Here is a 26,979-nt window from a genome sequence, read left to right as displayed (position 1 = left end):
CGCGCCGCGCGGTCCCAGTGCGCCGGAGCGGGCGGCGAGGAACCAGGCGGGGACCGCGGACAGGGCCACCAGCAGCGCGGCGTACGGGGCGGCGGCCGCGTACGCCGCGACGCCGGTGTGCGTCCACAGCTCGGTGGCCAGGGTGTCCATTCCGGTCGGTCGCAGCAGCAGGGTGGCCGGCAGTTCCTTCATGCAGGTGAGGAACACCAGCGCGGTGCCGGCGGCCAGACCCGGCGCGACCAGGGGCGCGGTGACCGAGGCGAACGCGCGCAGCGGTGAGCGTCCCAGGCTGCGCGCGACGTCGTCGAGCACCGGCGGGGCCTGCGTCGCCGCGGCGCCGACCGCGGCCACGGCCAGCGGCAGGAACAGCGCGGCGTACGCCAGGGTGAGCAGCCAGCGGGTCTGGTACAGCGGGTACGCCACGTGGACGCCGAAGAAGACCAGCGACAGCCCGATGACCACCCCGGGCAGGGCGTGGGTGAGGTAGCTGAGCCGCTCGACCGTCGACGCGACCGGGCCGGGCGCGCGGGCCGCCAGCAGCCCGATCGGCAGGGCCAGCAGCAACGTCAGGGCGGCGCCGGCGGCGGAGACGCTCAGCGAGTTGCCCGCGGCGGTGGCGATCTCCGCCAGCGAGCCGGGCCGGGACACCCCGGCGGCCAGCCGCCGGGACAGGTTCAGCGCCGGTACGCCCAGTGCCAGCGCCGACACCCCGGCCAGCAGCGCCGCGGCGGGCCAGCGCCACCGGCCGAGCGGGACGCGGGTGTGCGGGCGGCGGGCACCCGCCCCGACCGGGGAGTACCGGGCGCCGCGCCGCCGGGTGGTGGACTCGGCCGCCAGCAGGACCGTGGTCAGCACGACCAGGACGGTCGCCAGTACCAGCGCGCCGGTGCGGTCGAAACCGAGCTCGAACGCGGTGAACACCGCCCGGGTGAAGGTGTCGGTGCGCAGCAGCGCCACGGCGCCGAAGTCGGAGAGTACGTACAGCGCCACCAGCAGCGCGCCGCCGGCGATCGCCGGGCGCAGCTGCGGCAGGGTCACGCTGCGGAAGGTTCGCCACGGATGGCGGCCGAGCGAGCGGGCCACCTCCTCCTGCGCCGGGTCCGCGCGGTGCAGCGCGGCCGCGACCGGCAGGAACGTGTACGGGTAACAGCACAGCGTCAGCACCAGGGCGCTGGCCCAGAAGCCGGTGAAACCGTCGACCGAGGACATCCACGCGAACGCGGCGATGTACGTCGGCACCGCCAGCGGCAGCGCGGCCAGCACGGCGAACACCCGCGCGGCGGGCAGGTCGGTGCGGGTCACCAGGAACGCCGTGGCGACCCCGAGCACCGTGCACGCGGCGGTCACGACGGCGGCCAGGCCCACGCTGAGCGCCGCCAGCCGGGCGACGCGGGCGGTGAGCAGTTCGGCGGCGATCCGTTCGCCCCCGGCCTGACCGGCGCGCAGCATCAGGTACCCGAGCGGCAGGAGCGCGACCAGCAGGGCGACGCCCGCCATGGCCAGCAGCAGCGGGCGCGGGGCCCACCGCCGCGCGGCCCGCCGCCAGGCGGGTGCCGCCGTGGCGTGCGGGCGGGGGACGGTCGAGGTGCTCAGGGCGTCAACCCCGTCTCCTTGATCAAGGCGATGCTCTGCTCCAGCGACTCCAGGTCGTTGAGGTCGATGGCGGGCGCCTTGAGCTCCGCCAGCGGCGGCACGTACGAGGGCGCGGGCGCGCCGCTGGCCAGCGGGTACTCGAACGTCTGCTGGGTGAAGTACTGCTGCGCCTCGGGCCCGAGCAGGTAATCGACCAGGGTGCGGACGTCCGGGTCGTTGGCGGAGCGGCGCAGCACGCCGAGCCCGGAGACGTTGACCATGGCGCCGGTGTCGCCCGCCGCGAAGAAGTGCAGCTTCGCGTTCAGCTTCTCCGGGGTGGTGCCGCGCTCCTTGGCGATCTCACCGAGGTAGTAGTGGTTGACCAGGCCGGCGGGCACCTTCCCGGCGTCGACGTCCTCGACGATGGCGATGTTGTTCTCGCGGATCTGCGGGTTGTTGGTCTTCAGCGCGGTGAAGAACTCCTTCGCCTTCTGCTCGCCGTGCTGCACCCGGACCGCGGTGACGAACGTCTGGAACGAGGCGTTCGTGGGGGCGATCGCGATCTTGCCGGCCCAGCGCGGGTCGGCCAGGTCGAAGACGGACTTGGGCAGCTGCTCCTTGGCGATCAGCTTCGGGTTGTAGACCAGCGCCCGGGAGCGCGCGGTGACGCCGACCCAGTTGCCGTCCTTGGCGCGGTACGCCTCGGGCACCTTCGCGGTGACCTCGGCGGGCAGCCCGGCCAGCAGGCCCTTCTTGTTCACCGCCCCGAGCGCGCCCGCGTCCTGGGACAGGAACACCTCGGCGGGGGAGCGCTCGCCCTCCTCGGCCAGCTGCGCCGCCATCTGGGCGGTCGTGCCGTACCGGGCCTTGATCTTGATGCCGGTGGCCTGGGTGAACTTGTCGAGGATCGGCTTGACCAGCGTCTCGTTCCGGCCGCTGTACAGCATGACCGTCTTGTCGCCGGGCTCGTTCGCGGGCTCCCCGCCGCATGCGGCGACGCCCGTGAGCAGCGTGGCGCACAGCGTGGTCGCCAGGGCGGAACTTGCACGACGGGGCACGGGGTTCTCCTTCACGGAACGGCGTTTCGGGGCCGAAGTTAGCAGAGCCTAACCTCAGGTGACCAGGGCGGTTGCGGGCGGGGAGGCGGCCAGCCGCCCCCGAGGGCGGGGCAGGCACCGGGTGGCCCAGCCGACCAGCGTGCCGAACAGCACGCCCGCGGCCAGGCAGGCCGCCAGCGCCAGCAGCCGCGAGTACGACTGCAGCAGCGGATAGACCTGCCAGTGGATCAGGTAGATGTACAGCGAAGCCCCCGCCAGCACGCTGGCGACCCGGTTCAGCGCCGCCACACTCGGCAGCCGCGGCAGCCAGGTCAGCAGCAGGAAACCCGTCACGATCACGGCCTCGCGCAGCGGATTGCCGAAGTAGCCGACCACCGCCGTCACACCGACCACGGCCAGCAGCGACCGCTGCCACCACGCGGTGGCCTTGGCCGCCGCCCAGCCCAGGGCGAAGAACCAGAACAGCAGCACCGGGGTGGCCAGGTTGTCCCACGGCGACAGCGGCAGCAGCCCGTACCGGACGGTCAGCCCGGCGGCCAGCAGGGCCAGCGGCAGCGCGAACGGCCCGCGACGCTCCCACCGGTCCACCACCGGCAGCGCCAGCAGCGCCAGCAGTGCCAGCAGCGTGTAGACCAGGGTCTCGACGAACCAGTAGTTGCGCTGCGGGCCGGTGCGCGGGCCCAGCGCCTCGTTGAGCAGCAGCACGTTCTGCCAGCCGTACCGGTGGTCGAGCAGCGCCACCAGCGCCAGCAGCAGCGACGACGGCACCGCGATGCGGGCCACCGAGGCACCCAGGTGGCGTAGCCGCCGTCGCCGCGCGATGTCGGTGAGATGGAACCGGGCGAAGTTGAATCCCGCCACCGCCAGCAGCAGGTGGGCGCCGCCGCGCACGGTGAACAGCTCGATGTGGGAGCCGACGATGAGCACGATCGCCGCGGCGCGCAGTGCCACGACGGTGTCCAGGGTGCGCCGGCGTCGCGGTACGGCCGGACGGGCGCCGTCGCGTAGCCGGCGGATCGGCATGGTGTGCCAGCCCGCCGGCAGCGGCCCGAGCAGCTGCTCCAGGCGTACGGACATCTCGACGTACGACAGCGAGTCGCCACCCAGGCCGACGAAGCTGCTGTCGTCGGTCACGTCGCGCCGGTCCAGGATCTCCGCGAACAGCTCGCGCAGCCGCGCCCCATCGTCCTCGGCCACGGTGGCCGGACCGACACTGGCGGCCGCGGCGACGGCCGGTCGGGTCGCCGGGCCGGGACCGGCGGCCGGTCGGGTCGCCGGGCCGGGATGGCCCGCCGGTCGGCCGTCGCCGCGGCCGGGATGGCCCGCCGGTCGGGTCGCCTGGCCGGGGTTGGCGGCCAGCGCGGCGACCGCCGGGACGTCCACCTTGCCGGAGGCCAGCCGGGGCAGTTCCGGCAGTGCCAGCACCCGCACCGCGCGCGGCGGCAGGGCGCAGCGGCTCGCGATCAGGCGCGGCAGCTGCTCGTCGCGCCCGCTCTGCTCGACGACCACGACCAGTTCGTTCTCGGAGGCCACGCAGCACGCCCGGACCCCGTCCGCCTCCAGGCCCGCCTCCACCCGCTGCAGGTCGATGCGTAACCCGAACACCTTCGCGAAGCGGCTGCGCCGTCCGACGATCTCGAACAGGCCGTCCTCGGTGCGCCGGGCCAGGTCGCCGGTGCGCAGTTCCCGCACCGTACGGCCGAGGCGCAGGTCGGCGGGGGTCTCGGCGTACCCGAGCATGACGTTGGGTCCGGTGTAGACCAGCTCGCCGACGTCGGCGCCGGGCAGGTCGTCGACCGGCGCGAGGCGCAGGTCGCCGCCGGGCACCGGCACACCGATCGCGGCGGGGCTGGTCAGCGCCCGGTCCGGCGGCAGGTACGCCATCCGCGCGGTCGCCTCGGTCTGCCCGTACATGACGAACAGGTCGAAGCCGCGGCGGCGGCCGAGCTGGGCGAAGTGCCGGACCTGCTCCGGGGCCATCCGCCCGCCCGCCTGGGTGAGGTAGCGCAGGTCGGGCAGGTCCATGGCGGCGAAACCGACGCGTTCCAGCAGGGTGAAGGTGTACGGCACCCCGGCGAGGCTGGTGCCCCGGGCCCGGCGGAACAGCTCCCAGAAGCAGGTGTCCGCCACCGAGAGCCCGGTCAGGACGAGCCCGGCGCCGCGCACCAGGTGGCTGTGCAGCACGGACAGGCCGTAGCAGTAGTGCAGCGGCAGGGTGGTGGCCGCCCGGTCGGTCGGCCGGATGCCCAGGTAGTCGGCGATCGACTCGGCGTTGGCGCGCAGGTTGTCGTAGGAGAGCCGGACCAGCTTCGGTGACCCGGTGGAGCCCGACGTGCTGAGCAGCAGCGCGAGCTCCGGGTGCAGCTCGTGGGCCGAGCCGTCGCGGCGTTCGGTGCACTGCCAGCGGCCGCGCCGGGTGCGGCAGACCACGTCCGGGTCGTACGCCGCGGTCAGCGACCCGATGACCGCGTCGTCGTCCGGGGTCAGCAGCACGGCGTGGCCCGCCGCGAGGGCGCCGAGGTAGCCCACCACCGCGTCGACAGAGTTCGCGCCCGCGACCAGCACCAGGCGCCGGCCCGTGCCGAGGCGGCGGGCGGCCCGCTCGACCCGTTCGGCGAGTGCGGCGTACGAGATCTCCTCGTCCGCCGTGACCAGGGCGGTCCGGTCGCCGAACGCGGCCAGGTCGCGGCCCAGCAGCGGGTGCGCGGCGGTGCGGTCGAGCGGGGGCGGCATGGCGCCGACCCTAAGCTAAGCCTTGCCTAACTACCTAATCCACGACGTCCGCTGTCTGGCGGGGCTCGGCTCGCGAGCGCTGATCCGGCACCGCCGCTGTGGCGTCCGTCACCGCGGTCCCCGTCTCGCGGGTCGGACCGGCAGGTGTACGAGCTGCGGGGCGGCGCCCGGCGGGCGGGCCCGCGCCGTACCGTCGGTCGGGGCGGCCGAACCCGGCGAAGGCGGCCTTCAACCGGCCGCGCAGCACGGCGGCCAGCGGACGTTCGATCAGGCGGTGCAGCAGCCAGGACGCCAGCAGCATCACCGCAAGCACCAGGGCCAGGGTGAGATAGCGTGGGCGCACGTCGCGCATCGCGTGGATGATCGTCCACCCGATGTTCTCGTGCAGCAGGTAGAACGGGTAGGTGAGCAGTCCGGCCGTGGTCAGCCACCGCCCCCGGACCCACGACGTCCAGCCGAGCGCGACCGCCGCCATCACCGCGAAGAACAGCGTGAGCAGGCCGACCGCGACCTTCGACGACAGCGGCCGCTGCACGTCGTCCGCGCTGACCCCGATCACCCGCAGCATCATGTTGTGCTGCGCCAGCAGGTACGAGAAGACCACCAGCCCCCAGAGCAGGATGTCCGACCCGAAACGGTGGATCAGGTAGAAGGCGATCCCGGCCACGAACAGCGGCGCGTACTGCGGCATGAGCATCGTGGCGATCAGCGGCTCGTCGGCCCGGGTGGCGAGCACGGAGGCGATCAGCCAGGCGTAGCAGAAGATCACCGTGCGGCGCAGCGTCAGCCCACGCCACACCAGCAACGAGAACAGCAGGTAGAACCGCGCCTCGACCCAGAGGCTCCAGTAGACCCCTTCGACCTGGGCCACGTGCAGCGGCCGCTGCAGCATGGTCAGGTTGAGCAGGATCTCGGACGGGGTGCGGGGCTCGACCACCATCGGCCAGATGAACAGCACGGCGGAGGTGATCAGAACCCCCGCCCAGTACGCGGGGAAGAGCCGCACGATCCGGGACCGGAAGAAGTCCCCCGTGCTGCGGCCCCAGCAGCTCATGCAGATGACGAAGCCGCTGATCATGAAGAACAGCTCGACGCCCATCCAGCCGAACGAACTGATCTCGCGCAGGCCCGGGAAGGCCGTCGCCGAACCCACCCCCCAGGCGCGTTCGACGCTCGGTTCACGGCCGGTGTAGTGGAAGAACGCCACGAAAAGGGCGGCGAACAGCCGGAGGCCGTCGAGCGCGACCAGGCGGCCACCGCCGGACGCGGGCCGCGCTCCGGCCGCCGCGGGCACGGGTGCTTGCGGAGCACGCCGCCACCCCAGGTTGATCAGCATGGCGGGTAACCCTACCGATCCGCGCCACGCCGCCCGCCCCCACACCGGGTCACGTCCGGCTGACTAAAGGCTGCTACCCCCCGGCCGATTGATGAGGCGCCGGTCATGCGGTCGGCGATGGGCGGGTGAGGGTGATGATGACCAGGACCGTGACTCGATGCCTGAGGCCGATCGCATTGCTGGTGGTGCCGCTGATGCTGGCGACCGCCGCCTGCGGCAAGCGCGCCGAGAACACCGCCGCACCCACCGGGTACGCCGCGTCCGCGCCCCCCGTGACCATCAAGTTCTGGTTCATGCCGAACGGCCTGGACGCGCACAAGGCCATGCAGGCCGAGGCGGACCAGTTCCACCGCCTGCACCCCAACATCACGGTGCAGCTGACCATGCTCGACTGGGCCGCCGCGCTGAACCGGATCAGCGCCGCCGCGGCCGGCGGAGACGCGCCCGACGTCACGCAACTCGGCACCACCTGGGTGGGCGGGCTGTCGCAGACCGGTGCCCTGGCGCCGTACTCCGACGCGGAGCTGAACTCGTTCGGCGGCCGGGCGTCGTTCCTGCCGGCGAGCTGGACGGCCACGAAGCTGGTCGGCAGCGACGCGGTGACCGCGGTGCCCTGGTTCGTCGACATCCGGGCCCTGTTCTACCGCACCGACGTGCTGCGCCGCCTGGGCCTGGACCCGGCGAAGGCGTTCGAGACCTGGGACGCCATGGAGCGGACCCTCGCCGCGATCAAGCGGGAAGGCAAGATCACGCCGCTCGGGCAGCCCGGCAAGAATGACTGGAACGTGGTGCACAACGTGGCCCCGTTCATCTGGGGCGCGGGCGGGGACCTGCTGTCCGCCGACGGCAGGACGCCGATGCTCTCCACCCCGGAGTCGGCCGCGGGCATCGACTTCTACCAGCGCCTCATGGGCACGTACAACAAGCGGGATCTGCTGGCGAAGAACTCCGACGCCGCCGTCGCCGCGTTCGCCGACGGGCAGACCGCCGTCCTGTTCCACGGCCCCGACTCCGTGGCCACCTTCCGCGCCGACACGAACCGGCCGGGCCTGCGGGCCGGCTGGGCGACCGCGCCGATGCCGGCCGGCCCCAAGGGCCGGTACACGTTCCTGGGCGGCAGCGACCTGGCCGTCTTCAAGGGCTCGGCGCACCGGGGCGCCGCCCTGGAATGGGTACGGTTCCTCACCGGCGCCCAGAGCCAGGAACGGTACGTGGTCGGCGAGCTGGGCATCTGGCCCGCCCGTACGGAGGTCATGCGCAGCACCCGCCTCGACGCCGACCCCGCGTACCGGGGCTTCGTCGACGGGCAGCGTGACGGTAGGCAGTACCCGGCGGTCGCCGCGTGGGTGGACATCGAGGCGGCGCTGACGAAGGACTTCAGCACGCTCTGGGAGACCATCACGCATACCGGGGCCCCGCTGCCCGAACAGCGCCTGCGCGCCCTGCTGCGCACCGCGGACGACGACGTCCGCAACGCGATCCAGCAAGCGTCATGATCAGCGCCCTCCGGCACGGCTGGCGCCATAACCGCTGGGCGAACGTCCTCGCGGCCGTGCTGGTCGTCCTCGCCCTGGTCACCTACGTCAACATCATCCAGCACCGGCGGGGCATCGCGGAGAACCAGACCTCGGCGCGGCTGCAGAGCCTGGTCCTGCTGCTCAACGAGGAGAGCTCGTTGCAGTGGAAGACGCTGGCCGATCCGAGCATCCGGGCCCGGGTGGCCCGCGACACCGGCGCCATCCGGGGCCGGGAGAGCCAGGTCCTCACCCGGCTCGCGGCGACCATGCCCGCCGCCACCAGCCGCGAACTGGTCGGCCTGATCAGCGACTACCACGCCGTCCTCGACGAGCAGCAGGACCTGCTGATCGTGGACAACACCAACGAGGCCATCAAGGTCGAGCGCAGCAAGACCGGCCCGCAGCTGCGGGCGCTCAGCGACCGGATCGGCGAACTGGCGGAGACGGCCGCCGCCGAGGCCGGCAAGGCGTCCGCCACGGCCAACTACGTCCTGGTCGTCGCGATGATCCTCACCGCCGCGATGATCGGCGCGCTGTTGCGCCGTTTCGACCGGGCCCACCGCGCCGCCGCCGCCTCCGCCGCGGAGCTGCTGCGCCAGGAACGCGCGGCGTTGCAACTGGCCAACGAGAACGCCGCGACCATCCGGCATCAGGCGGAGCACGACGCGCTCACCGGTCTGCCCAACCGCAAGCTCTTCATCGAACGGATGCAGCAGGCCCTGCGGGCCGGGGAACCCGCCGTCATGTTCGTCGACCTCGACGATTTCAAACGCATCAACGACAGCCTCGGCCACGCCGCGGGCGACGCGCTGCTGGTCGAGGTCGCCGCGCGGCTGCGCGGATCGGTACGGGACAACGACACCGCGGCCCGCCTCGGCGGCGACGAGTTCGCCATCCTCATCGAGAACGGCGGCGCGGACACGGCGATCTCGGTCGCCCAGCGGATCATCGAAGCGCTCGCCGAGCCGGTCGACACCGGCGGCACCCAGGTCCTCACCCGCGGCAGCGTCGGGATCGCGGTCGCCGGGCCGGACCGTGACGGCACCGACCTGCTGCGCCAGGCCGACGTCGCGATGTACGCGGCCAAGAACCGGGGCAAGGGCCGGTTCGTCGTCTTCGACCAGTCCATGCAGGACCGGGTGCGCAGCCGGGTCGGGCTGGAGGTCGATCTGCGTCGGGCGCTCGAGACCGACGAGATCCACCTCGCCTACCAGCCCATCGTCTGCCTCAACAGCGGCGCCATCGTCGGGGCGGAGGCGCTGGTCCGCTGGACCCACCCGAGCCAGGGGATGCTGTCCCCGGCGGCGTTCCTGCCGGTCGCCGAGGCCAGCGGGCTGATCCTGCCGCTGGGCCGGCGGGTACTGGAACTCGCCTGCGCGCAGGCCACCCGGTGGCTGGCCGACCGGCCCGGCAACGACTTCGTGATCAGCGTGAACCTGTCCGTGCACCAGTTGCAGCACCGGGGGATGGTCGAGGAGATCTGCGCCGTGGTCGACGGGGCCGGGCTGCCGCCGGCCGCGCTGATGCTGGAGATCACCGAGTCGGCGATGGTGCACGACGGCGAGCTGGTGGCGACCCAGGTGGAACGGCTGCGTGCGCTCGGCTTCGGAGTGGCCCTGGACGACTTCGGCACGGGCTACTCCTCCATCACCCACCTGCAGCGGTTCCGGGTCGACCAGCTCAAGATCGACCGGTCGTTCGTGGCCGCGGACGACGGGGTGTGCGAGGCCGTGCTGCGCCTGGCCGAACTGCTCGGCCTGGAGACCGTCGCGGAGGGCATCGAGACCGCGGAGCAGGCCCGCCGCGTCCGCGACTTCGGCTGCAAGTACGGCCAGGGCTACTGGTTCGCCAAGCCGGTTGCGCCGGAGGCCTTCCAGGAACTGCTCAGCGCTCCCGCCCGGGTGCTGGCCGCCTGAGCTGACCGGCGAGTCCGGCGCCGGCGGCCGCCTGGCGCGGATATCGGATGCGCCGCGCCGCGAGGTCTTCATACGCTGGTGCGATGTCCGTGCCAGCCGCCCGTGCCGCCGATGTCCTGGCCCAGCTGTCCAGCCCGACGAAACTGCTCGCCCTGGCCGAGCTGACCAGGCGCGGCGAGCAGGGTGCCACGCTCGCCGAGCTGAGCTATGCGCTCGATCTGCCCCTGCCGAAGACGGGGGACGCCTGCGCCCGGCTCGTCGCCCTCGGGCTTGCCACCGGGACGGGCGACGGCGTCTACCGGGCCCGGCCCGAAGGCCTGCGGGAGGCGGCCGCCGCGGTCGACCGGCTCCAGCCGATCGCGCCGCTGCTGGCCGGCTATCCACGGCTGCGCCCGTATTTCTCGCACGGGCGGCTCACCAGCATGCCGCCGACGCTGAGCGACCGCACCCCGCTGCTCGGCGAACTGCTCGCCCGGTTCCTGGATCTCGACGGCCTGCACGACGAGGACGAGATCAACCACCGGCTGGCGGAGGTCACCGACGACGTCGCCGGGGTGCGCCGGATGATGGTCGACACCGGCTGGCTCGAGCGCGACCGCGCCGGCACCACGTACGGGCCGGGCCGGGCGCTGCCGGTCGGCTGACACGGCCGCCTCTCCCGGGGCGCTCGGCCACCTGCACCTCGGTGGTGAGCCGGACGCTCCTAGGCCGCCAGCAGGAAGCGGGCGGGCCGGGCCGGCAGCGGGATGATCTCGGCGGTGGGCTCGGTGCACCGACCGGCCGTGGCGCTGGCGGTGCCGCCGCGTACGGTGGCGCCGTTGGCCCGCGCCCAGACGGTGACGAAGTCGTCCGCCTCGGCCGGCTCCGCGCTGTCCAGCAGCGCGGTCAGGGCGTCGCGCAGCGAGCGCAGTCCGGCGGCCGTCATGGGGACCCGAACGGTGGCGTGGTCGCCGACCCGCAGCGCGTACGGGTAGGCCTCGTCGGTGGTGGCCTCGGCGCGGACCAGAGGGCGACCGGCCTGCTGTCCCGGCAGGTTCGCGTGCGATGCGGTCTGGCGGATTCCGGTGTCCTCGGTGCGCATGTCCCAGAGTCCCTTCCGACGTGCGGAGCCTTCTCGTGGTCTTCTTCACCGTGCCGGTGTGCCGTAGCGGGACCCGGTGCGCGCGGGTCGCCACCCGGTTGCACCGGCTCCGGGCCCGGCCGCGCTCCGACGGATCCCCGGAGCGCGCGGCCGGGCTTTTCCGCCGGGCGGGCGAACGCGCGACCGGTTGCAGCGGCCCTGATCAATACCGGGTGGTCGCCCTGGTGGCCGCCCTACCCGTCAGGCCGTGGGGTTACCCCCGGCCCGCGACGGTTCGCACGGGCGCTGTGTCGTGATAGGAACGCGGGTACCGCGGCCCGCACTCAGCCCGGTCGCACACCGGCGTGCCGCGTTCGCCGGGCACAAGGGTGACCGGCGGACCGGTGGAGGGCTCATGGCGAGTGTGCCGAGGCGCGACGGAGACTGGGCCGGCGAGGTCGGGGACGCCGACACCGTACGGGCGGTCTTCGACGAGATGCCGGTGCTGCTGCTCGGCATGGCGGGCCCGGAGCATCGCATCGTGGCCGCCAACGCCGCGTTCCGGGCGACCACGGGCCGCACCGGGCACGTGGGCCAGACCCTCGTCGAGGCCTTCCCGGAGATGAAGGGCCAGCAGGTCTACGAGATGTACGACCGGGTGTACCGGACCGGCCAGCAGCAGGTGGCCCGGGAATGGCACGTGCAGATGGACGTCGAGGGCGTCCGGACGGACGGGTACTACGACTTCACGGTCACCCCGTGGCGGGGCCCGGACGGCGAGATCGTCGGCACGACGCTGGTCAGCCTGGACGTGACGCAACGGGTGCTCGAACGGCAGGCCGCGCAGGAACGCGCCGAGGTCGCCGAACGCCGCTACGCCGCCGCCCGCGACACCATCGTCACCCTGCAGCGGGAGCTGCTGCCGGCGGGGCTGCCGGTGCTGCCGGGCGCCCGGCTGGCCGCCACGTACCTGCTGGCCGACGCGGACACGGCGGCCGGTGGCGACTGGTTCGACGCCGTCGCGATGCCCGGCGGGCGGGTGGCGCTGACCGTGGGGGACGTGGTGGGCCACGGCGTCGCGGCGTCGGCGGTGATGGGGCAGCTGCGCGCGGTCCTGCAGGACCGCTTGCTGGGGGACGGGGACATCGCGGGGGCGCTGGCGGCGGTGGATCGGCTGGCGCGGCGCACCCCGGGGGCGCGGGCGGCGACCGTGTGCGTGGCCGTGCTCGACCCGGCCGACGGGGCGGTCACGTACTGCACCGCCGGGCACCCGCCGCCGCTGCTGATCAACGGGGACGGCCCCGGCCGGTACCTGCCCTCGACCGGTGCGGGGCCGCTCGGCGGCGACGCGACGTTCCCGGTGGGCACGGCCCGGCTGGCCGAGGGTGACCTGCTGGTGCTGTTCACCGATGGGCTGATCGAGCGGCCCGGCCGCGACCACGCCGGCAGCCTCGTCGAGGTCGCCCAGGTCGCCGCGGACGCCGCCGCGGACCGGGTGCTGCTCGGCTCCGGGCTGTCCGCGGTGCAGCGGGTGTGCACCCAGACCCTGGAGCTGCTGGTGCGCCAGGCATCGCACACCGACGACGTGACGATGCTGGCGGTGCAGCGGGTGGCGCCGCCGCCGCCGCTGCGGCTGCGGCTGCCCGCCCGGCCCGGGGTGATCGCGCAGGCGTACCGGGCCGTCGGCGGATGGCTGCAGCAGCTCGGCGTGGGTTCGCAGGACGTCTCCGCGATGCGGCACGCCGTGGGGGAGCTGGTCACCAACTGCGTCGAGCACGCGTACGCCGGGCAGGAGGCCGGGGAGGTCACGCTGGCGGCGGAGCTGGCGCCGGACGGCGCGGCCCGGATCGAGGTGTCCGACCAGGGGCGCTGGCAGGAACGGCCACCCGCGACGAGCGGGCGGACCGGCGGTCTCGGTCTGGTGCTGGCCGACCAGCTCGTCGACTCCCTCCGGCTGCGTCCGTCCGCGCACGGCACGACCGCCGAGATCCGGCATGCCTTGAGTACGCCGGGCCGCCTGCTCACCCTCGACGAGGTCACCGCCGGTGTCCCGGGTGTCCGCCCGCCGCGCGACTCCGACCTGCTGCTGATCCTGGACGAGCCGTCCGCCCCGGGGCCGCGTGTCCGGGTCGACGGCCCGATCACGGCCGCCACCGCCGGGCAACTGACCTCGGCCCTGCAACGGCTGACCCGGCACGGTACCCGGTCGCTGACCGTCGACCTGACCGGTGTCACGCTGCTGTCCAGTGTGGGCGTGGCGGGGTTGCAGGACGCGCTGCGCCGCAGCCGCGAGCACGGCGGACTCCTGCGCCTGTACGCCGCGCCGGGCAGCCCCGCGCAGCACGTCCTCGCGTTGACCGCGCTGGCACACACGTCGGCCGACCCCGCGTCCGGGTAGCCGGGCGGCGCATATCCGGACGGGTCCGCCGTCCCCGGCTGTCCTGGCCGGGGGTCGGCGGACCCGTCCGTGTGGGAGGTCAGCTCAGGCTGGTGAACCCGTCCACGACGACCTTCGGGCGATCCGGGGTGCCCACCGCCACGATCTTGAGGGTGTGTTCACCCGGGGTGGTGGTGCCGGCCCACAGCACCTGCTTGTCCAGGGCCGTGGTGGCCTTGGTGTCCACGGTGGCCACCTTCCTGTCGTCGAGGTAGACGTACGCCACGCCGTACCCGGTCGCGCTGCGCGAGCCGATCCAGGCGGCCTGGGTGCCGGTGAAGCTCCAGCTCACCGACGCGTTTGCCGCCGTGGTCGTGCGGGCCGCCCCGTCGAGGTAGCCGGCGGCCTGCGCCACCGCCCACGTACCGGCGAACTGGCCCGCCGATTCTGCGGCCGAGGTCAGGCTGACCTCACGGGTCCCCACGGCCGAGTTGCCGGCGCAGTCGGTCGCCGTCACCGTCACGGTGGCCGACGACGCCCGGGGCAGCATGGTCTCGACCCGGACGGTGCCGGTCTTGCCCGTGACCTTCGGCGTGCCGTCGACGGCGACGGTGACCGCGCAGATCGCGCTCGGGTCGGTGGCGGTCGCCGTCACGATCACCGGCACACCCGCGCCCGCAGCGCCCGCCCGCAGCGTGACGGCCGGGGTGGAGACGGTCGGTGCGGTCCGGTCCACGGTGATGGCGACCACCGCCGAGGCGCTCGTCAGCCCGCTCTTGTCCACGGCGACCACCTTGAGGCTGTGCGGTCCGGCGTCCAGCGACACGCTCGCGCTGGTCGTGGTCGACGTCGCCGCCGTCACGCCGTCCACCTGCACCTCGTAGTGGTCGAGGCCGCCCGGGTCCACGGCCGCCGCCCAGGTGACCGTGGTGCTCTGCGCGCTGATGGCCGCGTTGGCCGCCGGTGCGGTGATCTTCGCGGGAGTCGGCGCCGTCGGGGTGGCCGTCACGGTGACGCCGAGTGCGTCGGCGTCCGCCGAGGGCAGCCCGTTGCCGTTGATCGCGACCACCTTGATCCGGTGTTCACCGTCGGGTACCGGTACGGAAGCCGACCTGACCGTGCCCAGGGTCCGCATGACCTCGACGTCGTCGACCAGCACCGCGTACTTGCCGATGCCTGACTGGGCGTCGGTCGCCGTGGCCCACGTGATTCGGGCGAGGTTGCCGGTGAACGTGCTGACCGCGGGTGGGGCCACCTTGGGCTGGGTGGGCGCGGAGGTGTCCAGGGTGCCCTTGGCGACGATCACGGCCGAGGCGTTGCCGACCGAGTCACGGGCCCGGACGCCCAGCTGGTGTGCCCCTTCGGTGGCCGCGCCGGTCGCCAGCGTCCAGGACGTCGCGCTGCCCGCCAGCCCTTCGCGGACCACCCCGTCGACGAGCACGTCGTACCCGGCGGCCGCCTGGGCGGGCGGCGTCCACGAGATCTTCGTGCCCGACGCGTCGTTGGTGATCGTGGGCTTGGTCGGGGCGGGCACGGTGGCCTTGGCCAGCACCACGGTGCGGGCGTCCGCTGCGGAGCGGTTGCCGACCTTGTCGACGGCCACCACGGACAGCGTGTGCTGGCCGTTGAGGGCGGTCCCGGGCAGGGTGACCGTGGCGGAGGTGGCCGCGCGATCGGCGGTGCCGACCTTCGACTTGTCCAGGAACAGCTCGTAGCGGTCCAGGCCGGCGCCGTCGTCGGTGGCGGCGCTCCAGGCGAGGCGGGGCGCGTTGCCCACGGTCGCCGCGTTGCTCGGCGTCGTGAGGGCCGGGGTGCTCGGCGCGGTGTTGTCCCCGCGGACGGTCACCGTCGGGCTGGCAGCACTCACCTTGCCGACCTTGTTCACGGCGGTGACGCTGACGGCCACGGTGCCGGTGAGCGCGGGCACGCTGAGGCTGGGGGTCTTGGTGACCGTGGTCTGGCCGTTGATCGAGACCCGGTACTCGGCGACGCCCGATTCCGCGTCGGTCACCGCGGGCCAGGAGAACTTCACCGGCCCGGCGACGTACTCGCCGGACTTGGCGGTCCCGGTGACGGTCGGGGCGGCCGGGGTGGACGGGGCGGTGGTGTCGTTGTAGATGTTGCCGACCCGTACCCGGGCGCCGCTCGCGGTGACCTCTTCGACGGTCAGCGTCAGTAGCGTGCCGGGGATCGCCCACGCCTTGCCGACCGGCATCGCCCGCGAGTCCGCGACTGCCGGGTTCATGTTGAGGCTTCGCGAGTCGATCTTGTCCGTCAGCCGCTGGTGGACCTGGACCCCGGCCCAGCCGGCGGGCAGACCGGCGTCCCGGCCGGTCTGCGGCCGGTAGTCCACGTACAGCGTGGAGCCGGTCAGCGGGATCTTCAGGGCGCGGGTCTGCGAGACCGAGGTGATCGGGGGCAGCGTGACGACCGTGCCGTCCACACCCACCGCGGGGTTCGTGAGGGCGCCCAGCACGTCGGCGAGCGCGGAGTTGAGGTTGTAGCCGTCGCCGCCGCGGCCGAAGCCCATCACGTCCCGGTCGTCGTACTCGCGGACGGTGCAGCTGGCGCTCAGCGGCACCGAGCCGCAGGTGGCGGCGTTGGCGTGCGACAGGCCCAGGTTGTGGCCGAACTCGTGTTCCCAGACGTCCGGCGCGGTGGTGCCGTCGATCCAGATGTTGCCGCCGCCGACCGAGCCCAGGCCCGCCCAGGAGCAGCCCATCCGGGGCCAGTACAGCAGCACGTGGTTGCGCAGGGTCGCCCCCGACACGCCGGTCGCGGCGAGCGCCGCGTTGGTGGCCGCGCCGTAGTCGTTGCACGACGCCGGCTTCGGGATGACCGTCCAGTCCCGGACGTCGATCGTGCTGATGGTGATCCCGCCGTCGGTCTGCGCGCTCCAGTACGCGGCGACCTTGTCCGCGGTGGCGCGCAGCGTGGTGGTGGTCTGCGCGTCCTTGGCGCCCCAGTACACCGGCACCACGGTCAGGCTGTGTGCCCCCGCGACCGACGCCGCGATGGGCGCGACGCCGCCGGCGGCGGTGGTGCTCAGGACGGTCGCCTGGCCGGTGGCCACCGCGGCCGCCACCTCGGCGGTGGTGTCGGCGCTCACCGGCGCGGAGACGGTGACCGCGACCTCGGCGCCGCTGGCCAGGCCCGCGGTGGTTCCCGCGGGCAGCCGCACGATCGTGTCACCGATGGTCACCATCGCGGTGGGCGCGGCCGACGTCCCCGGAGCGGGGCTGATGTCGTCCGGCAGCACCTGGGTGTAGGTGCCGAGCACGGTCGTCGTGTAGGCGGCCGGGGCGGCGGCCAGCGCGGCGGTCGGCATGAACATCATGCCGCCGACGGCGAGAGGCGCGGCCGCGGCGTGCGCAAGCAGGCGAACGATCATGAGCTCTTCATCGGATCGACCGGGCGCCGCCTTGACGCAATGCCACCTAAAGATCAGCTCAAGATGACCTCAAGATGCATCCTGTTTCCCGCAGGTCACGTGCGGGCGACCGCATCCGGGTAATGCCCTCCGGCGCGACCGGAACCGGGTACGTTCGCCAACGGAGCAAGCAGAAAGGCGCGCGCATGTCCCTGCGTCCCGCAACTGTGCCGCCTTCCGGCATGCCCTCGCCACGGACAATCTCGCGACGGCCCCTCGGCATCGTCGCGGCCGTGCTCGCCACCTTGCTTGCGGCGCCGGTGGCACCCGCCGCCGCGGCCGTCGGCGCACCGACCGATCGCACCAGCGCGCTCGAGGCCCGGCGCGTGGACGGAGTGCCCACCCCCGGCCTGGACTGGTACCGCTGCCTCGACTACGCCGAGTGCACGACGGTCGACGTGCCCCTGGACTACGACCAGCCCACGGGCGCCCAGGTGGAACTGGCCGTACTCCGGGTCAAGGCCCGCGACCAGCGCCACCGGATCGGCACGCTGTTCGTCAACCCGGGCGGCCCGGGCGGCCAGGGCACCGCGATCGCCTACTTCGCGCCGTACTTCCTGGGCGACAGCGTGCTCGACCGCTTCGACATCGTCGGCTTCGACCCGCGCGGCATCGGCTTCAGCGACAACGTGAAGTGTTTCCGGTCCCCACGCGAGCAGAGCGCGACGCTGGCCGGGCTCAACGTCCCGTTCCCCGTCACCCGGGCGCAGGAGAAGGCCTACGTCACCTCCGCCGAACAGTACGGCCGGGCGTGCTCCAGCACGGGGCGCCCGCTGAGCGGCGCGATGTCGACCGCCCAGGTCGCCCGGGACATGGACGTGCTGCGCCGCGCGGTCGGCGACCAGAAGCTGACATATCTGGGCTTCAGTTACGGCACCGCGCTCGGCCAGTACTACGCCAACATGTTCCCCGACCGGGTCCGCGCGCTGGCCCTCGACGGGGTCATCAACCCGATCTCGTGGACCGGCACGGCCGCCACCCGCGACACCATCCTCGACGACCGGCTGCGCTCGGCGGACGGGGCGTACAAGGCGCTGCACGAGATCCTCGTGCGCTGCGACCGGGCGGGCGGCACCGCCTGCGTGTTCGCGCTCGGCGACCCGGTGGCCAACTTCGCCCTGATCGCCCGCCGGCTGCGGGCGGAGCCGCTGGTCTACGAGGACCCGGACCTGGGCACCACGACGGTGACCTACGCCGACTTCGTCGCCAGCACCCTGGTCATGCTGTACGACCCGGCCGGCTACGACGGCATCGTCACCATGGCGCTGAACCTGCTGCTGCTCACCGAGCCACCGGCCGGCACGGACGCGGCGGCACGGCGCCGGGCCCGGCACGCGCTGGCGGCGCAACTGCACGGGCTGCGCGACCGGCGGCCGGGGCGCGACTTCCCGTACGACAACAGCCTGGAGGCCTTCCTCGGGGTCACCTGCACGGACACCCAGAACCCCGCGGACGCGGCGGGGTGGCCCGCGCGCGCCGCGCACTCCGACCGGCGGGCGCCGTACTTCGGGCGGGCGTGGGCGTGGGGCACCGTGGCGTGCGCCCGCGACAGCTGGACGGTGCGCGACGAGGACGCGTACACCGGGCCGTTCGACCGGCGCACCAGCGCGCCCGTGCTGTTCGTCGGCGACTACTACGACCCGGCCACCAACTACCGGGAGGCGGTCAGCGCGTCGAAGCTGCTGCCCGGCAGCCGCCTGCTGTCCAGCGACAGCTGGGGACACACCGCGTACGGCACGTCGGCGTGTGTGACCGACGCGGTGGACGCGTACCTGGTGCGGCGGGAGTTGCCCCCGGCCGGGACGGTGTGCACCGGTGACATCCAGCCCTTCGCCGGGGTGCCGGCCGCCGCCCAGGGCGCCGCCACCCACCCCGCGCCGGGCGCCGAAGCGTTCACCGTGCGCCCGCACCCGGCCAAGAACGCGCCGAAGAAGCTCCCGCCGGTCGACGCGCGCCTTCCGGGCGTCGCGGGGCTCGGTCGCTGAACCGCTCAGCCGTACCGTTTGAGCCGCACCGCGCTCAGCGCGCGGACCGGGCCGCCCTGCAGTGAGAGCAGGCCGCGCTGCAGCGGCGCGGGCAGCCTCGGCAGCAGCCACGCCCCGCGCGGGGTCAGCCACGCCTGCTGAGCGGTACGCGGGATCAGCGTCTTCATCATGGCCGGCCCCATGGCGTGCCCGCGCCGCACCAGCTCACCGATCTCCCGCTCGTACGCCGGGAACGCGGTGTCGTGGTCGCCGTCGGCGGCGCGCAGCTCACCGGCGAGGACGTACGCGCCGACCACCGCGGTGCTGGTGCCGCCGCCGACCGCCGGGCCGGGGGAGTAGCCCGCGTCGCCGACCAGCGTGACCCGCCCGCGCGACCAGGTGTCCATGACGACCTGGCTGATCGAGTCGAGGTAGAAGTCGTCCGCCGCGTCCAGCTCGGCCAGCAGGCGCGGCACCTCCCACCCGTCGCCCGCGAAGCTCTCCCGCAGCAGCGTGCGCTGCCGGTCGAGGTCGCGGTGGTGGTAGTGGAACTCCTCGGCGCGCCGGAACAGGAACGTGGCCCGCGCCGCCCCGGTCTGCCAGACGGGGTAGAGGCCCGCCAGCCTCCCGGGCGCCAGGTAGGTCAGCATCCGGCCGTCCAGCCGCAGATGGTTCGGCACGGTGTACACGGCGAGGTAGCCGCCGATGTAGCGGCGGAAGCGCCCCGCGTCGCCGAAGGTCAGGCCGCGCACGTTGGAGTGCAGGCCGTCGGCGCCGACCACGAGGTCGAAACGGCGGGCGGGCCCGCGTTCGAAACTGACCCGGACGCCGTCGCCGGAGCTGTCCATGGCCTTGATGGAGTCGCCGAAGACGTATTCGACGTCGTGGCGGGTCGCCTCGTACAGGATCGACGCCAGCTCGCCCCGCATGATCTCCACGTGCCGGTCGGCGATCATGCCCACCAGGCCGCGCATGTCCACGTCGATCGGCGTCCGGCCCGGCCGTACGAACGAGATCTGCTCGGTCCGGGTCCGCGCCTCGGTGACCGTCGGCAGCAGGCCCATCCGGTCGACCACGTCGACGGCGGGGCCGAACAGGTCCACGGCGTGCCCGCCCAGGCCCCGGCGCAGCTGCGGCGTCCGCTCGACCACGGTCGGCTCGAATCCGAACCGGTGCAGCCAGTACGCCAGCGTCGGACCGGCCACGCTGGCGCCCGAAATGAGCACCTTCACGGGTGCACCGTACCGCCGCCGGGTGCCCGCCCGGCGGACACGGCGCCGGTTCGCCGCGAGCTGGCAGCGACCTCGGTGAATGCCGTTACCACCCCGGCGGTGACCTGCTGGTAGATTTCCGGCGCGTGGCGGACCGGTTGCCCGCGCATCGGCTGGGACTGTGGTGAAACGGGGGCTCATGAGAGCGGCGATCTCGCGGCGGAGTTTGATCATCGGCTCCGCCCTGGGTGGCGCGGCCGCGGTCACCGGCCTCGGCGTCGCGCTGGGCCACCGCCGATCGGCCCCGGCCGGCGACGATGATCCCGTCGTTCCGGTGCCGGCCAACCAGGTGCACGTGATCGCCCACCCCGACGACGACCTGTACTTCCTCTCCCCGGACCTGTTCCGGGCCATCGACGGCGCCGGTCGCCTGGTGACCATCTGCCTCACCGGCGCCGAGGCCGACGGGAAGAACGTCCTCGACGGCGACCCGGCCGCGGCCACCACACCGGTCAGGTTCCCCGAGTACGTGGCCGCCCGCTACAACGGCCTGCGCGCGGCGTACGCCCGGCGCGCGACCGGGGATCCGGCCAGCCCCTGGGATCACACCAGGCTGGTCCTGGCGTCCGGCGCCGTGGCCGAACTCTGCACGCTGCGGGCCGCGCCCCGGATCCAGCTGATCCTGCTGAACATGTGGCAGGACGGGGGCCGCGCCCCGGGCGGCCGGCCGGCCCGGCTCCGTACGCTGTGGACCGGCGAGACGGACGAGCAGCCGGTGATCACCGTGCCCGGTTCGGCGGCGACTGGCGCCCGGCCGTACACCCGCGCCTCCCTGTTGAAGACCCTGGTCGAGCTGCTGGACCGCTACCAGCCCACGCTGGTGCGGACCCTGGACCCCGACCCCGACCACCAGGTGCACGACGCGGACCGCCCGCAGTATTCGGACTTCGGGGATTTCTCCGATCACATCGACCACACCCCGGCCGGGCTGTTCGCGTGGGCGGCACTGCAGCAGTGGTGCGCCGCCGGTCCACGCCGCGTCCTGGTCGAGAGCTACCGGGGCTATTACAACCGGCGTTGGCCGGTGAACCTCAGCCGTGCCGAGACGCTGGAGAAACTGACCTACGTGACCACCTACGGTGGCGGTGACGGCCGTCGGTGCGACATCCCGGCCGGGTGCGGCGACTACAAGGTCGGCAAGCCGGTCTCGATGGTCGGGTACGGCCAGGGCACCCACCACCGGTACGCGGTCGGCGCGAGCTGGCTGACCCGGGGCGCCGACGGGCGGCTGGCCGCGTTCGGTGTCGTCGGCACCCGGGCGGCGGTGTGGACCGAGGGGGCGGGCGGGAACTGGAGCCGGCCCCAGGTGCTCGACGGCGCGGGCCTGGTGCCGTACACGGCCGCCGCGCAGTCGCCGGACGGGCGGTGGCACATCTTCGGCGTCCGGATGACGCTGGCGGCCACGGACCGCGCCCAGCGGCGCGACCTGGTGACCGCCGCGCAGGTCGAGCCCGGCGGCACGTTCGGGCCGTGGACGTCGCTGGGCAATCCGGCCGACACTCCCGGCGCCGACCCCATCCGGCGGCGGGGTATCGGCATGCCGGTGGTCGCGGTCAACCAGGACGGCCGCGTGCAGGTCTTCGTCCGCAACTTCTTCGGCGGGGTGTGCACCCGCGCGCTGAGCGCCACGGGCGGCTGGGGCGCCTGGACCGACCTGCGCGGCTCGGACACCCAGGACGGGCTGGCCGCCGTGACGACCAAGGGTGGCCGGATCCAGCTGTTCGCCAGCACGCATGAGGGCATCCGGACCTGGTTGCAGCGCAAGGCGGGCGGCGCCGGCTTCAAGCAGGACCGGCTCGACGTGCCGGCGCCCGCCGGGCCACCGACCGTCGTACGGCTGCCCGACGGGCGGCTCGTGCTGCTGGTCCGGCAGGCACACACCAGCAACGTCCTCGCGTACCTCCAGCAGGGCGCGAAGCGCGAGTGGAACACCGAGCCGATCGACCTCGGCGGGCACGGCGGCTACGGGCCGCTGTCCGCGGTGGCGTACGGCGACGACATGCTGGCGATCAGCCAGCGCAACGACGAGGGCCGCACCAGCCTGACGCTGCGCTACACGGCGGACCTCGCCGACGGGCAGTGGAAGCGCACCGGCCCGCAACTCGTGCACGCGCCCTCGGTGGGGGTCGACGCCTCCGGCGCTCTGGTGCTGGGCGCGTTCACCGCCGACGGGGGTCTGTGGACCGCCCGCCAGGACGGCACGGGCGCCACGATGGCGTTGCAGGCCTGGCGGTCGGTGTAGCCCTCAGCCGGGCGCGACGCGCTGGGCCGGCGCCACGGGCGCGGTGAGCTGCCTCAGTTCGCCGTCGATCGCGCGCTCCACCGGTCAGCGCTGGTAGACCGCCGCGGTGCCGCTGTACACGCGCCAGGTCTGCTGCAGCCGGAATCCGGCGTCGCGCAACGCGTCCCGCTTCTCGTCCTCCAAGCCGGAATCCGGTTCGTCGCGGCAGTCGCCGTCGCAGAACACCCAGATCCGGACGGCCCGGCCGATGCACTCCTTCGGCTTGCGGCACTCCGGGGCCTCCAGCGTGCCGGCTTCCGCCACGGTGCCGGTGGCCAGGACGTCGTCGAGGTGCAGGCTCGGCGCCAGGTAGTAGCCGAGCCCCTCGCGGATGCGGCCCCAGTGCGGGTAGAACGCCGCGTCACCCGGGTCGCTGTTGACGGCGACGATCTGCGCGAGCGCGCGGTAGTCGATGTCGTCGTGGCCGTTGTCCGCCCGTACCTCGAGATTCTGTTGCAGGCCGAACAGCATGATCGCGGTGAGCGCCGCGACGGCCTGGACGCGCCCGATCCGGGCCAGCGTCGCGCCCGCCAGCATCGCCCAGCCCGGCAGCGTGAACAGGACGTACCGCGGCACCCAGAACGGCGCGACGCTCAGCGACGCGGCCGCGAGCGCCAACATCGGCAGCACGGCCAGCGCCAGACACAGCACGCTCGCCCGTACGCTGCGGCGCAGCGACAGCAGCGCGAGCACGACGACGGCGGCGCCCACCGAGGCGTTCAGGAACAGATCCTCGTGCCAGCGCCCGGCCAGTTCCCAGTCCAGCTCGGGGATCCAGTCGACCTGGCCGCGCTGGCGGGCGACCACGAGGGTCAGTGGCAAGAGTGTCAGCACCGCCGCCGTGGTGGCCCCGAGCCACTGGTACGCGACCGCCCGGCGGCCCGTCCAGAACAGGTAGCCGACGAACGCCGCGTGGGCCAGCAGCACGTCCAGGGCGAAGAAGTGTGCCGCACCGACCAGCAGGATCGAGCCCGCGTAGGCGGCCCAGCGCGTCCACCGGGGCTGTTCCACGGCCCGCAGCAGCAACAGCGTGGCCAGCAGGGTGGCCGCCATCGCCCCGGCGTACGGGCGGGCCTCCTGCGCGTAGCGCGACACGGCGGGCACGAGGGCGAAGACGAGGCCGGCCAGCAGACCGGCCCGCCGGTCGAACAGCCGGGTGCCGAGCTGCGCGACCAGCGCGGCGGCCGCCGCCATCGCGAGAACCGACGGGAGTCGCAGGGCGAAGGCCGAGGTGCCGAACACCTTCACCCAGACGTGCATGAGCGCGTAGTACGCGCCGAAGACCGCGTCGACGCTGCTCTCCAGGCGGATCTGGTCGCGCAGCGACCGGGTCGCCGCGCTCAGGGTCGCCATCTCGTCGCGCCACAGCACCGGCCGGCCGATCCGCAGCAGGCCGACCATCGCGGTCACCGCGGCGGCCAGGGCCGCGACCGGGATCCGGCTCAGGTATCCGCGGTATCCGCCGCGCCCGGTGGTGGCCGGGGTCGCGTCGGGAGCCTGGACGGCCGTGGACGTCCCCTGCCGGGTGGCGGCGGGCGCGAGGGAGCCGGTCATGCGGTGCACCGGCGGTTGCGGGGACTGCCCAGCTCGAACTGGCTGGCCACGGGGAAGTAGGCCTGCAGGAACGCGTCGATGAGCTGGCTCTGTTCGTCGTCGGGCACGTCGGCGTTGTGGAAGTCGTTGAGGCAGAACACGTCGTGCCCGCGGGCGAGCAGCATCCGGTCCAGCCGGGCGTGGTGCTCGCGCAGGCCCACGTTGACGAAGCCCACCTTCAGGTCGCCGCTGGTGACCGCCCGGCCGGTGATCAGTCCGTAGTAGTGGGCGAACGACGACACCAGGGAGATGTCGGAGGCGGCCCGGACCCGGCTGTGCATCGTGCGCTGGAACGGCTCGGCGAACTCCTGCTCGATCGCGGTCAGCGTGCCGCGCCGCAGCGCGTACGGGGCATGCAGCAGACCCTGGGTGAGCGTCTTGCCGAAGCGGTCGTTCAACAGATCCCGGTTGTTCTTCGCCGCGGTGATGTTGAACTCGTCGTCGTCGCTGATCGGCGTCGGGTCGACCAGCGTCGGCGAGGTGAAGAACTTCGGCAGCCCGCCGGGGGTGAAGAAGGTGTCGGGCCGGACGGTGCGGCCGATGAAGAAGTCGTCGTTGAGGTAGAGGAAATGCTCGGCGAGGCCGGGGATGTGGTGCAGCTGGCTCTCGATGGCGTGCGAGTTGAACGTGGGCAGCGCGGCCGGATCGGTGAAGATCTCCCGGTGGTCGACGACCTTCACCCGCGGGTGGTCGAGGTCCAGCCATGCGGGGCGCTGGTCGTCGGTGACCAGCCAGATGTTGCGCACCCACGGCGCGAACAGGTCGAGCGAACGCAACGAGTAGCGCAGCTCGTCGCGGGCGCGGTAGCGGGCGGAACCCTCGGCGGCGTCGGAGGTGCCGTCCGTGGACGCGCCGGCCGTCCCGAGCCGGTCGCTGCGCTTGGCGCGCCACGCGGGGTCGTTGCCGTCCACCCACGTGTAGACGACGTCGATGGGGAAGTCGACGTCGTTCACCATGGTCCGGGTGAACGGCTCCAGGGTCGGGTACCGCCGGTCCTGCACGTGCGCCGACGCCCGGGTCGTCGCGGCCTTGGGCACGGAGTATCCGACCGGGGTGCGGCGGACGGCCCGCAGCCGGGTGCCGTCCTCGGACTCGTCCCAGAACTCGACTACGCAGCCGTACACGCTGCCGAAACGCAGGGTCCGGCCGGAGGTGACCACCGGCTCGAAGACCCGTACCGCCCGGGAACGGTCGGCGGCGACCAGGCCGGGCAGCTCGATCACGGGTTTGACGCCGAGGCCCCGGCCGCGCTGGTCGAGGAATTCGCCGTAGGCGGGCCGGTCGGTGCCGTACCTGGTGAGGGCGTCCATCGCGGCGTCGCGGTCCGTCGCGGCGACCCCCACGGTGTGCGTCGCCCAGGGCTTGGGCACCAGCCAGAAGTCGACGTCGGCGGCCTCGAGCGCGTCGGCCGCGAAGGCGAGGTTGCGCGCCGCGACGTCCGCCGCCGACAGATCGTCCTCGACGCGGGTGAGCTGCGCGTTCGACCACACCAGACCCGGGACGGACTCCTGGACGGTCGCCGCCCAGGTCTCCACGTCGGCGCTCTGGCTGCCCGCCACGGGGGCGGTGTCCCGGGCGCCGGCCGCGGCCCGCTGCGCCCGGAAGGCGGCCATCCGCCGCAGCCGGCGGTCCCGCCAGCCCGGCTGCGCCCGCTCGGCGACCAGGTCGGTGTAGAGCTCCTCCCAGCGGCGCATGATCGGGTCGATCTCGAACCGTGCGGTGTGTTCCAGCGCCGCCTCGCCCATCCGGTGGCGCAGTTCGGCGTCGCCCATCACCTTGCTCAGCGTGGCGGCGAGCTGGTCGGTGTCGTCCGGCGCGACGAGGAAGCCGGTTTCACCGTCGCGGATCAGTTCCCGCGGCCCGTTCGGGCAGTCGTACGCGACGACCGGGACGGCGGCCGCCATCGCCTCCATGATGACCAGCGGGAAACACTCGGTGCGGGAGGTCAGCAGCGCGATCGACGCCTTCGCCCACTCCTGGTCGAGCACGGGGCTGTTGCCGGCGACCTGGACCCGGCTGCCGAGGCGGTGCGCGGCGGCCTCCCGGCGGATCCGGTCGGCCTCGGGGCCGTCACCGTAGAACCGCAGCACCCAGCCGGGGTGCTCGGCGGCGATCGCGGCGAAGGCCCGGACGGCATGTAGCGGCTGCTTCTCCGCGGTGAGGCGTCCGGCCCAGAGGATGGTGTCGGTCGCCCGGCTCGACAGCGGCCGGTAGCCCGGCTCCAGCGTGTTCGCGATGATCTCCAGGCGGGGAGCGGCGTCCTGCAGGAGGTTGGCGAACCAGTCCCGGGTCGGCTGGGAGAGCAGCACCACGGCGTCGGCGCGGGGCGTGAAGATGCGGAACGGGCCGCCGGACGGGCCGCGCAGCTCGGTGACCCGGTGCTCCTGGTGTACGAGTGCGGCCTGCGGCGCCAGGGTGGCGGCGACGGCCAGCAGGGCCGGCGTGCTGGACACGATGACGTCGGTGTCCGAGGCCGGCAGGACACGCTCCAGCTCGAGGTCGGCGAGCGCGTTGAAGGCACCCTCCCAGCCCGGGTCCACCAGGGTGCTCGGCGACTCCGCGAGCGCCCGGCAGGTCTGCTCGTCGAGGGCGTCGTTGTGGATGGCGCGCTGGATCTGCGTCGTGGCGTCCACGAGGTACGTCATCCGGACCCGGTCGTCGACCTCGAACGCCGGCGCCGACCGGGTCTTGAAGACGCTGACGACCTCGACGTCGTGCCGCTGGGCCAGCCAGCTGGCCTGGCGCAGGATCATGCGCTCGGTGCCGCCGACGGCGTCAGCCCAGGTGAGCAAAAACGTGATCTTCATGCTGCCACTTTCCGAAGCTTGCGATCCGCGCGAGTACGGCCGCCGGGTACGTGGTCCGGGCCGG

Annotated in this window: 15 protein-coding genes and 1 pseudogene; 6 read left to right on the top strand and 10 right to left on the bottom strand. The window is 73.4% G+C overall.

The genetic code is table 11. The features are described from left to right. Positions 1–15 precede the first annotated feature (15 nt). From EV385_RS31905 to EV385_RS31890, 4 genes and pseudogenes are all read right to left on the bottom strand, one after another. Positions 16–1,497: pseudogene (locus tag EV385_RS31905) on the bottom strand (ABC transporter permease); the annotation flags it as partial. 92 nt (positions 1,498–1,589) lie between these two features. Continuing rightward, positions 1,590–2,630: an iron ABC transporter substrate-binding protein gene (locus EV385_RS31900; RefSeq protein ID WP_242625190.1), complete on the bottom strand. Its 1,041-nt coding sequence runs from the start codon at positions 2,628–2,630 to the stop codon at positions 1,590–1,592. 54 nt (positions 2,631–2,684) lie between these two features. Further along, positions 2,685–5,363 (bottom strand): non-ribosomal peptide synthetase, encoded by a 2,679-nt coding sequence (locus tag EV385_RS31895; RefSeq protein ID WP_130512811.1) that lies wholly within the window; start codon positions 5,361–5,363, stop codon positions 2,685–2,687. A 34-nt stretch (positions 5,364–5,397) separates the two neighbouring features. Then, positions 5,398–6,699 carry an acyltransferase family protein gene (locus tag EV385_RS31890; RefSeq protein ID WP_130512810.1) on the bottom strand — a complete coding sequence of 434 codons (1,302 nt, stop codon included), beginning with the start codon at positions 6,697–6,699 and terminating at the stop codon, positions 5,398–5,400. A gap of 194 nt (positions 6,700–6,893) precedes the next feature. Between EV385_RS31890 and EV385_RS31885 the strand changes: the two genes are divergently transcribed. The 3 genes from EV385_RS31885 to EV385_RS31875 all read left to right on the top strand — a co-directional run bounded on the left by EV385_RS31885 (position 6,894) and on the right by EV385_RS31875 (position 10,776). Then, positions 6,894–8,195 carry an extracellular solute-binding protein gene (locus EV385_RS31885; protein WP_165449677.1) on the top strand — a complete coding sequence of 434 codons (1,302 nt, stop codon included), beginning with the start codon at positions 6,894–6,896 and terminating at the stop codon, positions 8,193–8,195. After that, positions 8,192–10,132 carry a putative bifunctional diguanylate cyclase/phosphodiesterase gene (locus EV385_RS31880; RefSeq protein ID WP_130512808.1) on the top strand — a complete coding sequence of 647 codons (1,941 nt, stop codon included), beginning with the start codon at positions 8,192–8,194 and terminating at the stop codon, positions 10,130–10,132. Before EV385_RS31885 ends, EV385_RS31880 begins: the two co-directional genes overlap by 4 nt. A gap of 83 nt (positions 10,133–10,215) precedes the next feature. Further along, positions 10,216–10,776: a DUF2087 domain-containing protein gene (locus EV385_RS31875; protein WP_130512807.1), complete on the top strand. Its 561-nt coding sequence runs from the start codon at positions 10,216–10,218 to the stop codon at positions 10,774–10,776. A gap of 59 nt (positions 10,777–10,835) precedes the next feature. On the opposite strand, the gene EV385_RS31870 is transcribed toward EV385_RS31875, so the two are convergent. After that, on the bottom strand, positions 10,836–11,213 hold the full coding sequence (locus tag EV385_RS31870; protein ID WP_130512806.1) for a hypothetical protein: 378 nt from the start codon (positions 11,211–11,213) through the stop codon (positions 10,836–10,838). A 394-nt stretch (positions 11,214–11,607) separates the two neighbouring features. Here EV385_RS31870 and EV385_RS31865 point away from each other — a divergent pair, with 394 nt between their 5' ends. After that, positions 11,608–13,590: a SpoIIE family protein phosphatase gene (locus tag EV385_RS31865; RefSeq protein ID WP_130512805.1), complete on the top strand. Its 1,983-nt coding sequence runs from the start codon at positions 11,608–11,610 to the stop codon at positions 13,588–13,590. A gap of 79 nt (positions 13,591–13,669) precedes the next feature. Here the strand turns inward: EV385_RS31865 and EV385_RS31860 are convergent, their stop codons facing one another. Then, positions 13,670–16,960, bottom strand: coding sequence for an Ig-like domain-containing protein (locus EV385_RS31860; protein ID WP_130512804.1), 3,291 nt, complete (start codon positions 16,958–16,960; stop codon positions 13,670–13,672). Positions 16,961–17,232: 272 nt separating this feature from the next. On the opposite strand from EV385_RS31860, the gene EV385_RS31855 reads away from it, so the two are divergent. After that, positions 17,233–18,984, top strand: coding sequence for an alpha/beta hydrolase (locus EV385_RS31855; protein WP_341273983.1), 1,752 nt, complete (start codon positions 17,233–17,235; stop codon positions 18,982–18,984). Positions 18,985–18,989: 5 nt separating this feature from the next. Here EV385_RS31855 and EV385_RS31850 read toward each other — a convergent pair whose 3' ends face one another. After that, entirely contained in the window at positions 18,990–20,195 is a 1,206-nt protein-coding gene (locus tag EV385_RS31850; RefSeq protein WP_130512802.1) for an FAD-dependent monooxygenase, read from the bottom strand. Continuing rightward, the gene (locus EV385_RS34150; protein WP_165449676.1) at positions 20,192–20,344 is read right to left on the bottom strand and encodes a hypothetical protein; all 153 of its coding nucleotides are present in this window, start codon (positions 20,342–20,344) and stop codon (positions 20,192–20,194) included. The genes EV385_RS31850 and EV385_RS34150 overlap by 4 nt, the downstream gene beginning before the upstream one ends. A gap of 29 nt (positions 20,345–20,373) precedes the next feature. Between EV385_RS34150 and EV385_RS31845 the strand changes: the two genes are divergently transcribed. Further along, positions 20,374–22,476 (top strand): DUF8189 domain-containing protein, encoded by a 2,103-nt coding sequence (locus tag EV385_RS31845; protein WP_130512801.1) that lies wholly within the window; start codon positions 20,374–20,376, stop codon positions 22,474–22,476. Positions 22,477–22,560: 84 nt separating this feature from the next. On the opposite strand, the gene EV385_RS31840 is transcribed toward EV385_RS31845, so the two are convergent. Continuing rightward, positions 22,561–24,069, bottom strand: a complete 1,509-nt coding sequence (locus tag EV385_RS31840; RefSeq protein ID WP_130512800.1) for a glycosyltransferase family 39 protein — start codon at positions 24,067–24,069, stop codon at positions 22,561–22,563. Further along, positions 24,066–26,915 (bottom strand): stealth conserved region 3 domain-containing protein, encoded by a 2,850-nt coding sequence (locus tag EV385_RS31835; protein WP_130512799.1) that lies wholly within the window; start codon positions 26,913–26,915, stop codon positions 24,066–24,068. The genes EV385_RS31840 and EV385_RS31835 overlap by 4 nt, the downstream gene beginning before the upstream one ends. Positions 26,916–26,979 lie beyond the last annotated feature (64 nt).

Origin of the sequence: Krasilnikovia cinnamomea (assembly GCF_004217545.1) — a bacterium.
GTDB classification, from domain to species: domain Bacteria; phylum Actinomycetota; class Actinomycetes; order Mycobacteriales; family Micromonosporaceae; genus Actinoplanes; species Actinoplanes cinnamomeus.
This window is presented reverse-complemented; position numbering and strand designations above follow the sequence as displayed.